At 69.8% G+C, this 14,809-nt stretch carries 15 protein-coding genes; 9 read left to right on the top strand and 6 right to left on the bottom strand.

Translation table 11 applies throughout. The annotated features are described in order from the left end of the window. Positions 1-83: 83 nt before the first annotated feature. Positions 84-1,697: an NERD domain-containing protein gene (locus A6048_RS06805; RefSeq protein WP_107748366.1), complete on the bottom strand. Its 1,614-nt coding sequence runs from the start codon at positions 1,695-1,697 to the stop codon at positions 84-86. 155 nt (positions 1,698-1,852) lie between these two features. Here A6048_RS06805 and A6048_RS06800 point away from each other — a divergent pair, with 155 nt between their 5' ends. Genes A6048_RS06800 through A6048_RS06790 form a run of 3 tightly spaced genes read left to right on the top strand, consistent with a single transcriptional unit; the run spans position 1,853 to position 4,286 of the window. Further along, entirely contained in the window at positions 1,853-2,980 is a 1,128-nt protein-coding gene (locus A6048_RS06800) for an FtsX-like permease family protein (protein WP_200837293.1), read from the top strand. Continuing rightward, positions 2,977-3,681 carry an ABC transporter ATP-binding protein gene (locus tag A6048_RS06795; RefSeq protein WP_107748365.1) on the top strand — a complete coding sequence of 235 codons (705 nt, stop codon included), beginning with the start codon at positions 2,977-2,979 and terminating at the stop codon, positions 3,679-3,681. The genes A6048_RS06800 and A6048_RS06795 overlap by 4 nt, the downstream gene beginning before the upstream one ends. Before the next feature lie 59 nt (positions 3,682-3,740). Further along, positions 3,741-4,286, top strand: a complete 546-nt coding sequence (locus A6048_RS06790) for a TetR/AcrR family transcriptional regulator (protein ID WP_107748364.1) — start codon at positions 3,741-3,743, stop codon at positions 4,284-4,286. Positions 4,287-4,445: 159 nt separating this feature from the next. On the opposite strand, the gene A6048_RS06785 is transcribed toward A6048_RS06790, so the two are convergent. Further along, on the bottom strand, positions 4,446-5,693 hold the full coding sequence (locus A6048_RS06785; protein WP_107748363.1) for a hypothetical protein: 1,248 nt from the start codon (positions 5,691-5,693) through the stop codon (positions 4,446-4,448). Positions 5,694-5,861: 168 nt separating this feature from the next. Between A6048_RS06785 and A6048_RS06780 the strand changes: the two genes are divergently transcribed. Genes A6048_RS06780 through A6048_RS06770 form a run of 3 tightly spaced genes read left to right on the top strand, consistent with a single transcriptional unit; the run spans position 5,862 to position 7,855 of the window. After that, positions 5,862-6,464 carry a biotin transporter BioY gene (locus A6048_RS06780; RefSeq protein WP_107748362.1) on the top strand — a complete coding sequence of 201 codons (603 nt, stop codon included), beginning with the start codon at positions 5,862-5,864 and terminating at the stop codon, positions 6,462-6,464. 26 nt (positions 6,465-6,490) lie between these two features. Next, positions 6,491-7,255, top strand: a complete 765-nt coding sequence (locus A6048_RS06775) for an energy-coupling factor ABC transporter ATP-binding protein (RefSeq protein ID WP_107748463.1) — start codon at positions 6,491-6,493, stop codon at positions 7,253-7,255. After that, on the top strand, positions 7,256-7,855 hold the full coding sequence (locus tag A6048_RS06770) for an energy-coupling factor transporter transmembrane component T family protein (RefSeq protein WP_107748361.1): 600 nt from the start codon (positions 7,256-7,258) through the stop codon (positions 7,853-7,855). A 187-nt stretch (positions 7,856-8,042) separates the two neighbouring features. On the opposite strand, the gene A6048_RS06765 is transcribed toward A6048_RS06770, so the two are convergent. Genes A6048_RS06765 through A6048_RS06755 form a run of 3 tightly spaced genes read right to left on the bottom strand, consistent with a single transcriptional unit; the run spans position 8,043 to position 11,000 of the window. After that, a complete protein-coding gene (locus A6048_RS06765; RefSeq protein ID WP_107748360.1) occupies positions 8,043-8,873 on the bottom strand; it encodes a siderophore-interacting protein in 831 nt (276 codons plus the stop codon). Further along, complete coding sequence (locus tag A6048_RS06760) at positions 8,866-9,936, bottom strand: FecCD family ABC transporter permease (protein WP_107748359.1); 1,071 nt, start codon at positions 9,934-9,936, stop codon at positions 8,866-8,868. Before A6048_RS06760 ends, A6048_RS06765 begins: the two co-directional genes overlap by 8 nt. Then, the gene (locus A6048_RS06755; protein WP_107748358.1) at positions 9,933-11,000 is read right to left on the bottom strand and encodes a FecCD family ABC transporter permease; all 1,068 of its coding nucleotides are present in this window, start codon (positions 10,998-11,000) and stop codon (positions 9,933-9,935) included. Before A6048_RS06755 ends, A6048_RS06760 begins: the two co-directional genes overlap by 4 nt. Before the next feature lie 60 nt (positions 11,001-11,060). On the opposite strand from A6048_RS06755, the gene A6048_RS06750 reads away from it, so the two are divergent. Both A6048_RS06750 and A6048_RS06745 read left to right on the top strand, forming a co-directional pair. Then, positions 11,061-11,996, top strand: a complete 936-nt coding sequence (locus tag A6048_RS06750) for an ABC transporter substrate-binding protein (protein WP_162533927.1) — start codon at positions 11,061-11,063, stop codon at positions 11,994-11,996. Beyond that, complete coding sequence (locus A6048_RS06745; RefSeq protein ID WP_107748356.1) at positions 11,996-12,817, top strand: ABC transporter ATP-binding protein; 822 nt, start codon at positions 11,996-11,998, stop codon at positions 12,815-12,817. Before A6048_RS06750 ends, A6048_RS06745 begins: the two co-directional genes overlap by 1 nt. A gap of 64 nt (positions 12,818-12,881) precedes the next feature. Here A6048_RS06745 and A6048_RS06740 read toward each other — a convergent pair whose 3' ends face one another. Further along, positions 12,882-13,928 (bottom strand): oxygenase MpaB family protein, encoded by a 1,047-nt coding sequence (locus A6048_RS06740; RefSeq protein WP_235027294.1) that lies wholly within the window; start codon positions 13,926-13,928, stop codon positions 12,882-12,884. Between the two features lie 85 nt (positions 13,929-14,013). On the opposite strand from A6048_RS06740, the gene A6048_RS06735 reads away from it, so the two are divergent. Further along, the gene (locus A6048_RS06735; RefSeq protein ID WP_235027293.1) at positions 14,014-14,757 is read left to right on the top strand and encodes a catalase family protein; all 744 of its coding nucleotides are present in this window, start codon (positions 14,014-14,016) and stop codon (positions 14,755-14,757) included. The last annotated feature ends 52 nt before the right edge of the window (positions 14,758-14,809 follow it).

The following is a 14,809-nucleotide window of genomic DNA, read 5'->3' as shown; positions in this document are numbered from 1 at the left end:
CGGCCTCGCACGAGGCCGGGGCGGTGGTGTTCAGTCGACTCGTGTTCGCACTCCGTCGCCCGGCTGCCCGGCGACCCGGCGCCTCACCCTGTACCGGATGCCCCCACCACCACCAGCTCATCCGTCGCCCGAGACAGGCCCACGTACACCCTCTCGCGGACCCGGTCCATGCCGTCGTGGTGGTTGCACACCAGCACCACCGCCCGGCGCTCCAGACCCTTGAAGCCCAGCACGTGGCCGTAGAAGATGTCCTCTCCGCTCCAGAAGGTCTCCCAGTAGGCGTCGTTGCCACCGTCCTGCAGCTCGACCTGCATCGGGTGTCGCGAACCCGTGGTCAACAGCGCCACGTCCCGCGGTTCCCACCCTTCGTCGAGCAGGCGCACCGCCTCGTCGTCGCCGATCGCCACGGGATCCGCGCCCTCCGGCACCTCGACGTACCGGACATCCGGTCCGGAGCCACCGCGCAGCTCCATGCGTTGGCCCACCAGGGGCAGGAAGGCACTGGCGATCTGGCGGGTGTTGCGCAGGTTGTGGTCGAGCACCAGCGGTACAAGGTCCACGGGAGGACGACCGGTCCGCTGGAACACGCTCTGCCCGGCGTCGCCGACGATCATCAGGCGGCCGTGCTCGCGGTCGCGCAACGCCCCGATCACCGGACGCCACCAGCTGTCGGCGAAGTCCTGGGCTTCGTCCACGATCACGGCATCGAACCTCTTGCCGTCGGGCAATTCGTCGGCGAGCTCCGCCATGAGGCGGGGGAGCTCCTCCTCCCACCAACGGACCGTCTGTTCGGACCGAACGCGCTCGTCAGGTCCGACAGGTGCGCCCCACTCGACGCCCAGCGCGTGGAACTCCCCCACATACGCCGGCTGCTCGCGCCTCCGCCATCCGCTCGTCACGCGCTTGAGGTATCCCGCGAGGCCATGCGAGTAGCAGATCAACGCCACGCGCTGCCCGGCCCTCGACAGTCGCCGCGCCTGCTCCAGTGCGAGGTAGGTCTTGCCGCTGCCCGCGCCACCACGGATCTCCACGCGCGGGAGTGCGTCGATGGCCCTGAGCAGCACCGATTGTTCGCGGGTGAGCGCATCGGCGATGTCGGCGTTCTCCGCTGCGCGGGCCACCACGTCGCGTTGCGGTAGCCCCCGTCCGCCGAGGACGCCCGCGAGACGGTTGACGGTGTCGACAGCGAGGAACGGGCGGTCCCGCGGGCCGGACTCCTGCGCGAGCCGGTAGGCGATCATGGCGATCTGATCGAGCTGGTCCCTGTCCACGATGCGGTCGCGCCGGATGTCCGGCATAGCGAAGTCGTCGGGGATCGAGGCGTGCGGGAAGACCAGCATGTGGGTCCACCGTTGGAACTGCCGTGGCCATCGTGCATCCGCGTCGACATACCCACGGAGCGCGTATAGAGCATCTCGACACTGGGTGACGGGATCGATCGTGTGCTGCTTGCCGCCGGTCCCCTGTCTCCATCGGCCGTCCTCGATCGCGATCGAGCCCGCCTTGACCTCGATCGCCACGATCCCAGCCCCGGGCATGGCCACGAGCACGTCCACCTCGTGCTCCTTCTCCGCGGTGGACACGCGCTGACCCACCACGATCAGGCTGTCGTCGGACAGTTGATCGCGCAGGAGCTCGACGACCTTCTCCTCGGAGGGGTGGCCGTAGACGGGGTTGTCTGGGAGGACGCGGGGCATGTTCTAGGAGTACCCGCCCGCGCCTGCTGGACGGGTCGGATCGCCGGGTCCGGCCGACCCCACACCGCAGTGAGACTTTCTCGACACGGTGTCAGCATGATGCCGACACGGTGTTAGTATCATCTCGTTCCCGATGCCGATGCCGGAAGGCCTCCATGTTTCTCGCCCTGCGCGAACTGATCTACGCGCGATCCCGATTCACCCTGATGGGCTCCGTCGTGGCCCTGATCAGCGTCCTCATGGTCCTACTGGCCGGACTGTCCTCCGGCCTGGTCAACGATGGCGTCTCCGGACTGCAGCGCATGCCGGTCCAGGCCGTCGCCTTTGCCCCCGAGACCCGGACCGACTCAGCCTTCACCCGTTCCGTCGTCGGGCCGGACCAGGTCGCGCGGTGGGCCGCCCGTCCCGACGTCGCCGAGGCGACCCCCATGGGGCTGTCCATCATCAACGCCAAGAACTCCACCGGGACCCCGGTTGACCTGACCCTGATCGGTGCGGACCTGCAGGGCCCGCTCATCCCCGAGATCGCCGAGGGCCGAGCCCCGGCTACCGATGGCGAGATCCTGGTCAGCGCCACCGCGGCCGACGCCGTCGACCTGGGCGACACGGTGACTGTCGACCGACTGGGAATCCCCCTCGAGGTCGTCGGTATCGCGGCCGACCAGCACACCTTCGGCCACGTCGACATGGCCTTCACCACCCTGGCCACGTGGCAGGACGTCCACGCCGGCACGCGCGTCGGCGAGGAGCCTCGCGCCGGCGCCCGAGAGGAGTACAGCGTGGTGGCGATCACCGGGGTCGACGGCGAGCTGCCCGACCTGGCCACCGGCGATGCCGATGCCGACACCTCGGCCCGCACCCTGGAGGAGGCGTTCGACTCCTCCCCCGGCTACGAGGCCGAGATGATGACTGTGTCGATGATCACCTGGTTCCTGTACGCGATCTCCGCGCTGGTCGTCGGAGCGTTCTTCGCCATCCTCACCGTCCAGCGCTCCCGCGAGATCGCGGTCCTGCGCGCCATGGGTGCCTCGACCATACGACTCCTGATCGACGCGGTCGGGCAGGCGTTCATCCTGCTGACGGGGTCCATCGCGGTCGGCGTGGCCATCGGCGTGGGTGTGGGGTCGTTCCTGGTGGGCACCGGCATGCCGTTCGCCCTCGAGGCCGGACCGATCGCACTCGGCGCCGCCCTCCTACTGGTCCTGGGTCTGGTCGGCGCCACCCTCGCCACTGTCCGCATCACCTCCGTCGACCCGCACAGCGCACTGGGAGAGAACCGATGACCAACACCACTCACACCGGCGACGACTCCACCCCGGGCCTGCGCCTGAGCGGCATCGAGTTGACCTTCCAGGACGGCGACCAGACCCTCTACGCGTTGGCCGGAATCGACGTCGAGGTCGCCCGCGGCGAGGTCCTCGCCGTGGTGGGCCCGTCCGGAGCCGGCAAGTCGAGCCTCCTTGCCGTAGCCGGCGGACTGCTGTCCCCGACCTCCGGCACCGTCGAAGTCGGTGGCCGCGACCTCACCGGTCTCAGTCGCCGGGACCTCACCCGATTCCGGCGCGACCACGTCGGGTTCGTGTTCCAGTCCGGCAACCTGGTGCCCGCGCTCACCGCGCGCGACCAACTCCGGCTCGTGGGAACGCTCGGTGGAGACCGATCCCGGCTGCGCGATCCCGACCAACTGCTCGAGGCCGTCGGGTTGACCCACCGTGCCCGCCGCCGCCCGGCCACCATGTCCGGCGGCGAGCGGCAGCGGGTGGGTATCGCCCGCGCCCTGATGTCCTCCCCCGACCTGCTGCTGGTCGACGAACCCACCGCGGCACTGGATCGCAGGAACAGCCACGACGTGGTGCGCCTGCTCGCCGAGGAGACCCACCAGCACGGCGTCGCCACCGTACTGGTGACGCACGACCACGAGATCCTCGAGCACTGCGACCGGGTGTTGGAGATGGTCGACGGGCGGCTGCGCGCGCACGTATGATCGGCCCTCCGCCGAGAAGGTAACGGGAGACCGACATTCCACGCATCGACGCCCCCACCGTGGGCGAACACCGGGACGCCAAGCGTCGGGCCCTGCTCGACGCGGCCCGGTCGATGCTCTCCGAGGCCCCCGGGACGCCCCCCGACATCAACGATCTGACCGCCCGGGCGGGGATGACGCGGTCGAACTTCTACACGTACTTCTCCTCGCGCGCGGAGTTGATCGTCGCCGTGGCGGAGGACCTCATGCCGCGCTGGATCAGCACCGTCACCGAGGCCGTGCGTGACGCAGGCGGCGGACGCCGGGGGGTCGTGGCCTACGTGCACACGACTCTGGATCTGGTCGCCGCCGGTGACCACGCGATCCTCACCGCGCTGGCCGCGCAGCTGCCGGACGGCGCGGCTCGGGAGCGGCTGAACCGGATGCACGCCGAGATGACCACCCCGCTGCGCGAATCGCTCGCCGAGTCCTCCCGGTCCGATCCAGAGTTGACCACCGAGCTGGTCATGGCGGTGACGTTCAAGGCCTCGGAACTCATCGAGGGCGGGAGGCCGCTGACCGAGGTGCTCACCGCGGTCGACGCCCTGATCGATCCGCCGGTCTGAAGGATATTCGCGTGGAGCAGGTTGCCGGATACTCACCGGGGAGCGGTTGACACTGTCGCGGGACGTGCTGGCGCAATGATTATTTCCGGAAGCACAACTGCGGTGAGAACGGACGAGTACGCAGCGGAGGCGGAAGGTGCGGTGGAGGGTTCACGCCTCTCACCCCGGCGACACCGCCCACCCCGAGGCCATCTGTCCGGCGAACACCGGAAGTCGCACGAGGATGCGGTTCTGCTCGGCCCGCGTCCGGAAGCCCACGTCCAGGTAGCGGGGCGCCTCCTCGGGTCGGTCGCGCACGAGCGATCGGAATGCGGGCACGAGGTCCTGCTCGATGTACTCCCAGCGCGGTTCGCGGTCGGCCCAGTTGAATGCCGGCAGCGGGGTGTGGAGCACTGTGGGCTGGCCATTGACGTCGGCGCGCACCGATAGCGGCCGGAACTCGCCCAGGGTGGAGGCTCCGGGGATATCGGGGGCTCCGCCCACGGTGGTGATGTAGGTGAGCACTCGACCGAAGTCCCCTCGGCCGGCGGCCGTGACATCCCACTGGTCGGCGATGATCTGGTTCTGCTCGCGCGACGCCATCCGAAGCAACGCCTCTGACCTGCCGTCCGGCGAGCCCTCGTCGAGCATCCGCCAGGCCTCGAGCGCGTAGTCGTCGTACGCCCCGCCCGCCGCGAGTTCCCTGACCGCCGGCAACCCGCCGGCCAGGTAGGCCTCGTGCATCGGCACCATGTCCATGAAGATGTTGCGCTGCATGATCAGCAGCCGGTGCAGGTACCAGTCCACGTCGGGTCGCGTGAGTGTCGGCCCAGCCGTAGCGAGCAGTCGCACATCGCGCGGCATCTCGGCGGCCAACTCCCACGGAACGCCGCTCATCGCCCCACCGACCCCGGTCCCCACCTCGTGCATCCCGGGCACGCTGAGCAACCCGCCCACCTCGTCGAGGTCCCAGAAGCCGGCGGCGAAGGACATCCCCGCCAGCCCGGCCATCCCGGTCCACCAGAACCCGTCGTGGGAGTTGTACAGCCGCAGGTAGTTCACGTACACCTTGTCGACCGTGTCGAGGTTTGCATCCAGCCCTCGCGCCGGGTCCCACTCCGCCAGGTCGATCCCCGCGTTCTCCGCGCCGACGCTCAGCCAGTACTGACGAACGAGGGTCTGGTACCGCCCCGGTGTCACACCCGCCGCCCGCACGACGTCGAGCGCCGCCCCCAGCTCCTCGCGATCGGTGGTCAGCGTGGTGGAGAACCCGCCCGCGAGCTCACCGTCATGGTTGTCGGCCGCGACATCCAGATAGACGGCGTACGGCTGCGCGCCGACGACCGCCGGTAGGTGGACTATCGCCAGGACGGCCACGAGGAATGCGGCGATGACCTCGCCGAAGACGCGCTGGGATCGAGTCGTCACTGGTCCCCCGAACCGCTGGATGTGATTCAGGTCACTCTAAGCCGGCGTGCCCGGCCCCGCGACCGGACACGCGGATCCGCCCACCCCGATGACGCGGTTCGGCGTGACAGGGGCAACAATGAACCCCGTACATTGTCGATCAGCTTTCCCGGTGACAAGGAAGTCCACGTGAGCACCTCCATCGATCAGGCCCCGGCCCGGAGCGCAACCCGAGATCTCGCCCAGATCGCGGTGTTCGCCGCCCTCATCGTCGTCCTCGGTCTACCCGGGCAGATCAGCATCGGTTCCGCAGGTGTGCCGATCACGCTGCAGACACTCGGCGTCATGCTCGCCGGCGCACTGTTGGGCTGGCGCAAGGGCCTGCTGTCCGTGCTCGCGGTGATCGTGATCGGTCTCGCACTGCCCGTGCTCGCCGGCGGCCGCACCACCCTCACCGCGCTGGCCAGCCCCACCGCGGGATTCCTCATCGGCTGGCTCCCGGCGGTCGTCGTGATCGGCCTGCTCACCGCCCTTCTGATGCCCCGATACCGGCTGATTCCCGGGCTGCTCATCAACATCCTCGGCGGCATCGTGGTCATCTACGCCTTCGGAGTGGTGGGCATGCTGATCCGCACCGAGTTGACCCTGACGGCCGCGATCGCGGCGAACGGCGTCTTCGTCCCCGGTGACCTCGTCAAGGCGGTTGTCACAGCGGTCGTCGCCGTCCAGGTACACAAGGCGCGGCCCGGTCTGATCGCCCCGCTGCGTGGGCAGCACTCGACCCGGGCGTGACCGACCCTCGCGCGAACGACCCCCACGTGACTGACCCCCACGTAACCGACCCACAGGGCGTCGAGATCCGGTTCGACGGTGTCAGCCACGCCTACGGCGACCGCTCCGTCCTGGCCGACGTCGATCTGGTGCTGTCCGAGCGGCGTATCGGGATCGTCGGTGTCAACGGTGGCGGCAAGTCGACGCTCGCGCGGATGATCAACGGGCTGGTCATCCCCTCCTCGGGCTCGGTGTCCGTTGACGGCCTCGACACCCGCCGCAAGGGCGCGCAGGTCCGCCGCCGGGTGGGCTTCTGTTTCACCGATCCGGATACCCAGATCGTCATGCCCACCGTCGCGGAGGACGTGGACTTCTCCCTTCGCCGATCGGGCCTGAACCGCGAGGACCGACGACGACGAGTCGACCAGGTGCTCGCCACGTACAACCTCTCCGATCACGCCGATCACCCCTGCCACCTCCTGTCCGGCGGCCAGAAGCAGCTGCTCGCACTGGCGGCGGTGCTGGTGATCGAGCCCTCGGTGATCGTGGCCGACGAACCCACCACCCTGCTCGACCTGCGCAACCGAGCGCTGGTGGCCGAGACCTTCGCCCGGCTCCCCCAACAACTCGTGGTGGTATCCCACGATCTGGACCTGGTGGCCGATTTCGACCGCGTACTGGTGGTGGACGGCGGTCGGGTGGTGATCGACGACGCCCCCGCGGCCGCGCTGTCGGGGTACCGCCGGATCGCGCTGCGTTCGGACTCGGGTTCGGGTCCGGGTTCCGGCTCGGGTCCGGGTTCGGGGACCTAGGTGTTCGCCACCTACCAACCCGGTGACTCGCTGCTGCACCGCCTGCCGGCGGGGTCGAAGATCCTGCTGGTCTGCGCGCTGATCCTCGCGGTGTCGCTGTCGGTGCGGGAGGCCTGGCACGTGGTGCCCGCGCTCGGGCTCGCCGCGGCGCTCTACGCGATCGGGCGGATTCGACCGCGCGCCGCCTGGGACCAGGTGCGCCCGGTGCTGCCGATGTTGATCGCGATCCTGGTTCTCCAGTGGATCGTCGCCGACCTCGACACCGCGCTGCGCGTGAGCGGGTCATTGCTGGTAGCGGTGGCCGTGGCCGGACTCGTGGCGCTGACCACACGGGTATCGGACATGCTCGACGCGGTCACTCGAGCGGCCCAGCCCCTGCGCCACGTGGGGGTCTCACCGGATCGGGTGGCCCTCGTGCTGGTCCTGACGATTCGTGCGATCCCCCTGCTCGCCCGTCAGCTGCGGCAGGTGACCGAGGCCCGCAAGGCCCGCGGTCTGGGCATGTCGATCCGAGCGCTGGTCGTACCCACCGTGCTCGGGGCCCTCACCACGGCCGACCAGCTCGGTGACGCGCTGGCGGCCCGCGGCGTCGACGACTGAGGCCCCGGTGCGGCTCTCCGCGCCCGGAGTCCTTCGCCCGGAGCCCGTCGCCGGGAGCTCGCGAACCCCACGGCCGGGCACTCGGCATTGCACCGGCTCCGACGTCCGCAGCGGCCGGTGACCCGAGCGCCGTGGCTGCCGGCGACCTGAGCTCTGGGGCACGCCGCATCGACCACCGAGCGATCCGCTACAGGGGCCCTCCGAGGCGCCAGTAGCCGGTGAACTGGACGCGGTCGGGTGGCTGACCTCGCGCGATCAGATGGCGCCGGAGGTCCCCGACCATCCCTGCCTCACCGGCCACCCAGGCGAAGTCGGTGGGCAGCGCGGACTCGGAGAGCGCGCCCAGCAACCGGGAGACCGATCCCGGGCAGTCCTCCAGGACCCGGACCCGAACCCTGGTTCCGGATGCCGACACCGGCAGTAGCTCCGGCGGCAGCGCGGCGAGATCCGGCACCACAGCGATCACCTCGAGGTCCAACCCGGGTGGGCAGTCCTCGATGAGGCGGGCCATCGCCGGAAGCGCGGTGGCATCCCCGACGGCGAGCATCCGGTCCACGCCGGGAAGCGAGCGACTGACCCTAGGTGCCACGATCACCAGGTCGTCACCCGGTGTCACGCCGTCCAGCCATGCCATGCCCACGCCGCTGTCGTGGCGCACGAGGTCCACGCACAACCCGGACTCGCGGAGGGCACGCACCGTGTATTCACGGGTCACCGTCGCGCGGTCCCCGGGAACAGACAGGCCGCCACCCGGAGCTGTGCGCGGGAACGTCTCCGCGCCGGCCTCCGGGTCTGGCAGGCAGAAGACCACGACGTCGTCGAAGGACTCGCTGACCGCTGCGGCATGGGTTCCCTCACCGTTGCGGAACGCGCCGAGTTCGTCCCCGACCAGGCACACCCGGACCAGGCCCGGGCCGAGCTGTTCGACCGACTCCACCTGGACCCTGCGCGGAATCGTCGCCTGCCGACTCTCGGCGCGATGCCTGTTGCGCGGTCGCCGGCTCGCCGGTTCAGCCACGCCGACCCTCCCGCCAGAGCAGTCCCAGGAAGAACAGCCCGCCGAGCACCACGGTCACCACCCCGACCGGGATGGGTAGCGGGAAGGCGTGTTGTGCCACCAGGTCGCTCACCAGGAGCAGCACGCCTCCCAACAGGGCTGCCGGGAGCACCCGGTCCGTGCGGGTGAGGATTCGAGCGACATGGGGTGCCACCAGCGCGACGAACGCGATCGGGCCGGCGGTCGCTACCGCAGCGGCTGCCAACAGGGTGGCGGCGGACAACAGGATCACCCTCGTGGAGCGCATCCGCACCCCTAGTGCGATGGCCGCCTCATCACCCAGCGCCAGGGCCCGAAGGCCACGCGCCTGACTCCAGATCACCACAGCGGAGACCAGGAGGCAGAACAGCACCGGACGAAGCTCCGCCCATCCCCGGCCCTGCAGTGAGCCGGTGAGCCAGATCTGGGCGGTCACCGCGCTCGCCACGAAGACGCGCGAGAGCAGATGCGCCACGTATGCCATTGCCAGCGCCCCGAGCGTGACGCCGACCAACACCAGGCGTGCGCCGCTCAACCCGCGCCACCACGTCAGCAACAAGATGAACCCCACGGTGAGTGTCGCCCCGACCAACGCGCCCAGCGCGACCTGGGCGATCCCCCCACCGATCACCAGGATCACGGTGGCGCCACCAGCCGACGCGCCCTGTGTCACCCCGATGATGTCCGGACTCGCGAGGGGATTCCGGGTGAGCGCACAGAAGACGGCCCCCGAGGCGGCCAGACTCGCCCCCACGGCAACAGCGACCAACGCACGGGGCAGCCGGCGTTCGGTGACGAAGAAGCCGGTCATCCTGTCGGGTGCGCTGCCGAGCAGTGAGGCGACCGCGTCCGGGGCGGAGATACGGAATTCCCCGACCAGCAGCGACGCCGCGATCACGACGCAGGTCAGCAGTGCCAGGATCACCGTGACCCATGCGGTGCGTTCATCCCACCGCACCGAGCGACCGCCCAGCCGCAGGACCCTCTCACCGGGGGGCAGCGCTGTCGAGCCCGGTTCGTCACGGGCCGGGGTCAGGGTTCTCATGCCGCTCCCACCCGTCGCCCGAACACCAGGTACCCGATCAGCAGTGGCGCGCCGATGAAGGCCGTGACGACACCCGCCGGAGTCTCGGCCCCGCCACCGATCACCCGGCCGATCACGTCCGCGACGAGGAGCAGCGCGGGTGCGAGCACCATCGACAGCGGGACCACCCGCCGCAGGCTGGGGCCGACCAACCCACGCGCCAGGTGGGGGATGATCAATCCCACGAAACCGATCGGACCGGCCAGCGCCGTGGCCGTCCCGGCCAGCAACGCCACGGCGACCAGGCTCCAGACCCGCACCCATCCGGGGCGTACGCCGAGCGCGATCGCCGAGTCGTCTCCCAGCGCGATGGCATCCAGGCCGCGCAACAGCAGCAGAGCGATGACGGCACCCACCACGACCAGAGGAACGACGCCCAGCACCTCGTCGACCGGTCGAGCGGTGAGCGAGCCGACCTGCCAGTAGCGGTACGAGTCGAGGATCTCCTCGTCGAGGACGACGATCGCCTGACTGATGCCGGACAGGACCGCCGCCAGTGCGACGCCGGCCAGGGTGAGTCTGACGGGAGAGGACGCGGCCATCGGCGACGCGCTCAGGACGAGGATGACGGCCGAGGCGATACCCGCACCGGCCAGAGCGAACCAGACGGTCGACGTCAGTCCCAGTCCACCGGTGACGACAGCACCGACCACCACCCCCAGCGCCGCTCCGGCGTTGACCCCGAGAATGCCCGGATCGGCGATCGGGTTGCGCGTCACGGCCTGCATCAGAGCGCCTGAGGCTCCCAGCGCGGCCCCACAGACCAGGCCCAGGACGGTGCGGTTGACCCGGAGCTCGCCCACGATCCCCACCACACTCAGTGACCCCCGTCCCAGGAGCGCCTCGATCACCTCACCGGGTGGAATCGACCGGGCCCCTATCGCGAGACTCGCCACCACCGCCAGCGCGAGAGCCACCAGCGCCAACGCCAGCCCCGCCGCGACCTCGCCACGTCTGTGCCGCCGAGATCTCCCGGGGGCCCCGGGTGGGACGGCGGGGTTTCTCGAGGTCGGTCTCACAGCCACGGTGGAACTGTAGCCGACCGCTTAGGTAAGCCTTGCCTCGCTGTGGTTGGATTCTCTTCCATGACCACTTTCCTCCGGCGGCGCCGTGCAGTGCCGTCCCTCCTCGCCGTCGCCGTCGCCTCCGCTCTCACCTTCGCGGGTTGTTCCAGCTCAGAAACCTCCCCGGAGTCGTCGACGGAGGACGCCTACACCGTCACCCACGCGATGGGCGAGACCACACTCGAGTCGGCCCCTGAGCGCGTCGTGGTACTCGACTCCCCGCACCTCGACGCGCTGGTCGCCCTCGGACACACCCCGGTCGGGATCACGGAATCCGGCGCGGGCGCCGGCGCCCCTCCGTATCTCGGCGGGATCGACGCCGAGCTGGTCGGCCTCACCTCCGAGCCCGACATCGACAAGATCGCGGCCCTCGCCCCGGACCTGATCATCGGGGCAAAGGTGAGGCATGAGGCGATCTACGACGAACTCTCCGGTATCGCTCCGACGGTGTTCTCGGAGAACTCCGGAACCGACTGGCAGGAGCAGGCCCGCATCACGGCCGCTGCGGTGGGCGAGCAGCAGGAGATGGAGGACCTCATCGGGGACCTCGACACCCGTATCGCCGAGGTCGGCAGCGCGGTGGAGGCCGAGGGGAAGACGCTCTCGATCGTCCGCTTCCGACCGGACAATTTCCGCCTCTACGGGCCGGAGACGTTCTCCGGTTCCCTCATGTCCGCGATGGGCTTCGACCTGGGCGACCGGGAGTGGAACGAGTACTCGATGGCCGAGCTCTCCCCGGAGTTGTACGAGGAGATCGACGGCGAGATCGTGTTCTTCACCAACCCCGGCGGCGACCCCTCGGCGACCACGATGGCGACGGTCACCGGGCTGTGGAACGACCTCCCTGCGGTCAGGGCCGATCAGACCCACGAGGTGGATGACGAGACCTGGATGGTCGGCATCGGCGTCCTCGGCGCGGCCGAGATCCTCGACGACGTCGAGGAGACCCTGGGCTGATGCCACACGTCGCCGCCACCCCCCTCGACCACTCGGCTGCGCTGGTGGCCGAGGGGGCACGGCTCGCCTACGAGCGCCGCGTCGTCGCGACGGATCTAGACCTGAGCATCCCCGACGGCGCCTTCACCGTGATCGTGGGACCCAACGCGTGCGGCAAGTCCACCCTGCTCAAGGCCTTGGCCCGGGTGATCACCCCTCACCAGGGACAGATCCTCCTGAACGGCCGGGACATCAACCGCCTGCGCACCCGGGAGGTCGCGCGACGGGTGGGCCTCCTTCCGCAGGGAGCCGTCACTCCGGAGGGGATACGGGTGGGTGACCTGGTGTCCCGGGGCCGGCATCCACATCACAGTCCACTGCGCCAGTGGAGTCTGGGCGACGACGCCGCCGTAGCAGAGGCGATGGCCGCCACCTCCGTCACCGGGCTCGCGGACCGGTTCGTCGACGAACTGTCCGGAGGGCAGCGGCAGCGGGTCTGGATCTCGATGCTCCTGGCCCAGCAGACACCGGTCCTGCTCCTCGATGAACCGACCACCTACCTCGACATCTCCCACCAGTACGACGTGCTGGATCTCCTCCGGAACCAGCACGAGTCCGGCCGCACGGTCGTCGCGGTCCTCCACGACCTCAATCAGGCCGCCCGCTACGCCTCGTACCTGGTGGTGATGAAGGACGGACGTGTGGTCGCCTCCGGCTCTCCTGGCGACATACTCACCGCGGCCCTGGTCGAGGAGGTATTCGATCTACCCAGCCTCATCGTCCCGGACGCGGTCACCCGGACGCCCACCGTCGTCCCACTCGACAGACGTCGCGGTCGTTGATTCGACGCGAACCCACCCGGGACGAGGACCGGTCAACGGGCGAGTCCGATGGTGCGGGGCGGGCCTAACCCACCCGCGCCGCCGGGGCCGCGAACTCCAGCGGCGCCTCGTGGTGCTTGGGCTCGTACGGCGTCGCCGCAGCCCCGACCCGCCGCGCGGCGAGTTGGTCCGCGTACTGCTCGAGCGGCGTCCGGGGGTCGCCGTACCTCTTCCGGGCCTGCTCCGGCGAGTAGACGCTCGAGGTCTCGGCGGGGATGCCTCGCAGGTAGTCGGTGAGAACCGGACCGCCGCGGGGGGCCACCCGCTCGAGGAACCACAGTTGCGCCCGGGGACTGCGTGCCAGTGCTGTCATGCCCGGCCGGAGCGCCGCGCGCGCCGCCGTATCGACCACCCGTGACTGACTGACGCCCATCAGTGGCCGCATCCACCGTGGGTAGGTGGCGATCACCCCGGCCCTGATCACCGGTCCCATGACCGCCCGCATCGGCGCGGGCAGCGCGGTGAAGATGGTGTCCATGCCGTGGAGGATGAAGTCGATGTTGTGCACGGCCGCCTCGGACGCGGCGAGCCGGTCGCGCCAGTCGTCGAAGTACTTCTGTACCTCGCCCCTGGTCCTCGGCACGTCGTCGACGTGGATCGGTTGGCAGTGCGCTGCCACGGCGCACTCGCGCCAGTACTCGTTCTCCTCGGTCCGGCTCAGCTGCCCGGGTCCGTAGCGCTCGTACACGTAGAGGATCGAGTGCCAGGCGGTCATGTGGATCCACAGTTGCGAGTCAGGGTCGTTCGAGTCGTAGTCGCCGCCGGTGACGAGGTTGGGGCCGTACGCGCGCGAGTGCACCTTCATGAGCACGTCGGAGGATCTGATCACCGACTCGGCGTCGCCGAACAGCACGGTCGCGAAGTACTGAACGGTCCGGTCGTACCGGAGGGCGGGCCGCTGGACCACCTGGCCACTGTGGTCGACGGCGGCGGTCAGGTCGGGGTCGAGGTGCTCGACGGTCACCGCCCGGATGAAGCCCAACAGAGCGGAGGTCGGGTAGGACCACACCCGCCGGGCGACCGAGTCGGGCGCGAAGAGTCCCTCGTCCTGTCGCAGGTACGCACTGACCATGGTTGACACCGTCCCGTGTTCTGTCCAACTTTGGGCTGACCGTAGCACCGTGGTGTGAGACGCGCCACTGAGTAGGGTTGAGACCATGACCCGTACCCCTCGGAGAACCAGCCGCGCATCCTCCGCCCACGTTCCCGACAACCGACGCCCCGAGCCTTCCACTGAGGTGGCCGTGCGCTCGTCACCCGTCGCGGGCCTGTTCGGTTCGGCCTTCGGTGTCGCGGCGGCGGTGACGCGTCTGGCCCGGCCCAAGGCGCTGCACCCCAAGGGCGTCGTCGCCCACGCGACTCTGAGCGTGACAGGAATCGGACGAACCGGCTCACCGCTCCTGGACATCACGGGCCGGTGGCCGGCGACGGTCCGGTTCTCGCGCGCCGTGGGCCTGCCGGACGCCGTCCCCGACATCGGCGGGATGGCCATCCGCATCCACGCCGATAGTCCCGTGGACATCCTTCTCGCGAGCACGGGCCTGGGGCCGATCACCCGCTACGTGCTGACGACAGGTTGGCGCACGACCGGCCGCACCATGACGTCCATGTTCCCCGTGCGGATCGCCGGCCGCCAACTGCTGTTGGCCGCGATCCCCACTGGCGACGGCGGCACGTGGACCCTCCAGCACGCCACCCCACTGGGCAAGTGGGAGACCCTCGGCCGACTGACGGTCGACACCTGGGAGGACGACGACAAGGACCTGCACTTCGATCCCATCGGGAACCGCCTGCCCGGATCGCGCTACCCACGCCTTCTCGGTGCGCTGCGCGACCCATCCTACCCGGCGCCCGACGAGGGCCCTGATGAGACCCCGGATGAGAGCCCTGACGACATCTGATCGGCGTGCGCACGAACCTCGTCTGCAGAGACCCCACGGCGAGCCACTGCGC

It is taken from the genome of Dietzia psychralcaliphila, from assembly GCF_003096095.1.
Classification (GTDB): domain Bacteria; phylum Actinomycetota; class Actinomycetes; order Mycobacteriales; family Mycobacteriaceae; genus Dietzia; species Dietzia psychralcaliphila.
Note: the sequence above shows the minus strand (reverse complement) of the source record. Positions and strands in the feature narration are given on the sequence as shown.

Coding starts and splice junctions, on each gene's coding strand:
- A6048_RS06805 (WP_107748366.1), bottom strand. CDS start 1,697: ATGCCCCGCGTCCTCCCAGACAACCCCGTCTACGGCCACCCCTCCGAG.
- A6048_RS06800 (WP_200837293.1), top strand. CDS start 1,853: ATGTTTCTCGCCCTGCGCGAACTGATCTACGCGCGATCCCGATTCACC.
- A6048_RS06795 (WP_107748365.1), top strand. CDS start 2,977: ATGACCAACACCACTCACACCGGCGACGACTCCACCCCGGGCCTGCGC.
- A6048_RS06760 (WP_107748359.1), bottom strand. CDS start 9,936: ATGAGAACCCTGACCCCGGCCCGTGACGAACCGGGCTCGACAGCGCTG.
- A6048_RS06750 (WP_162533927.1), top strand. CDS start 11,061: ATGACCACTTTCCTCCGGCGGCGCCGTGCAGTGCCGTCCCTCCTCGCC.
- A6048_RS06745 (WP_107748356.1), top strand. CDS start 11,996: ATGCCACACGTCGCCGCCACCCCCCTCGACCACTCGGCTGCGCTGGTG.
- A6048_RS06740 (WP_235027294.1), bottom strand. CDS start 13,928: ATGGTCAGTGCGTACCTGCGACAGGACGAGGGACTCTTCGCGCCCGAC.
- A6048_RS06735 (WP_235027293.1), top strand. CDS start 14,014: ATGACCCGTACCCCTCGGAGAACCAGCCGCGCATCCTCCGCCCACGTT.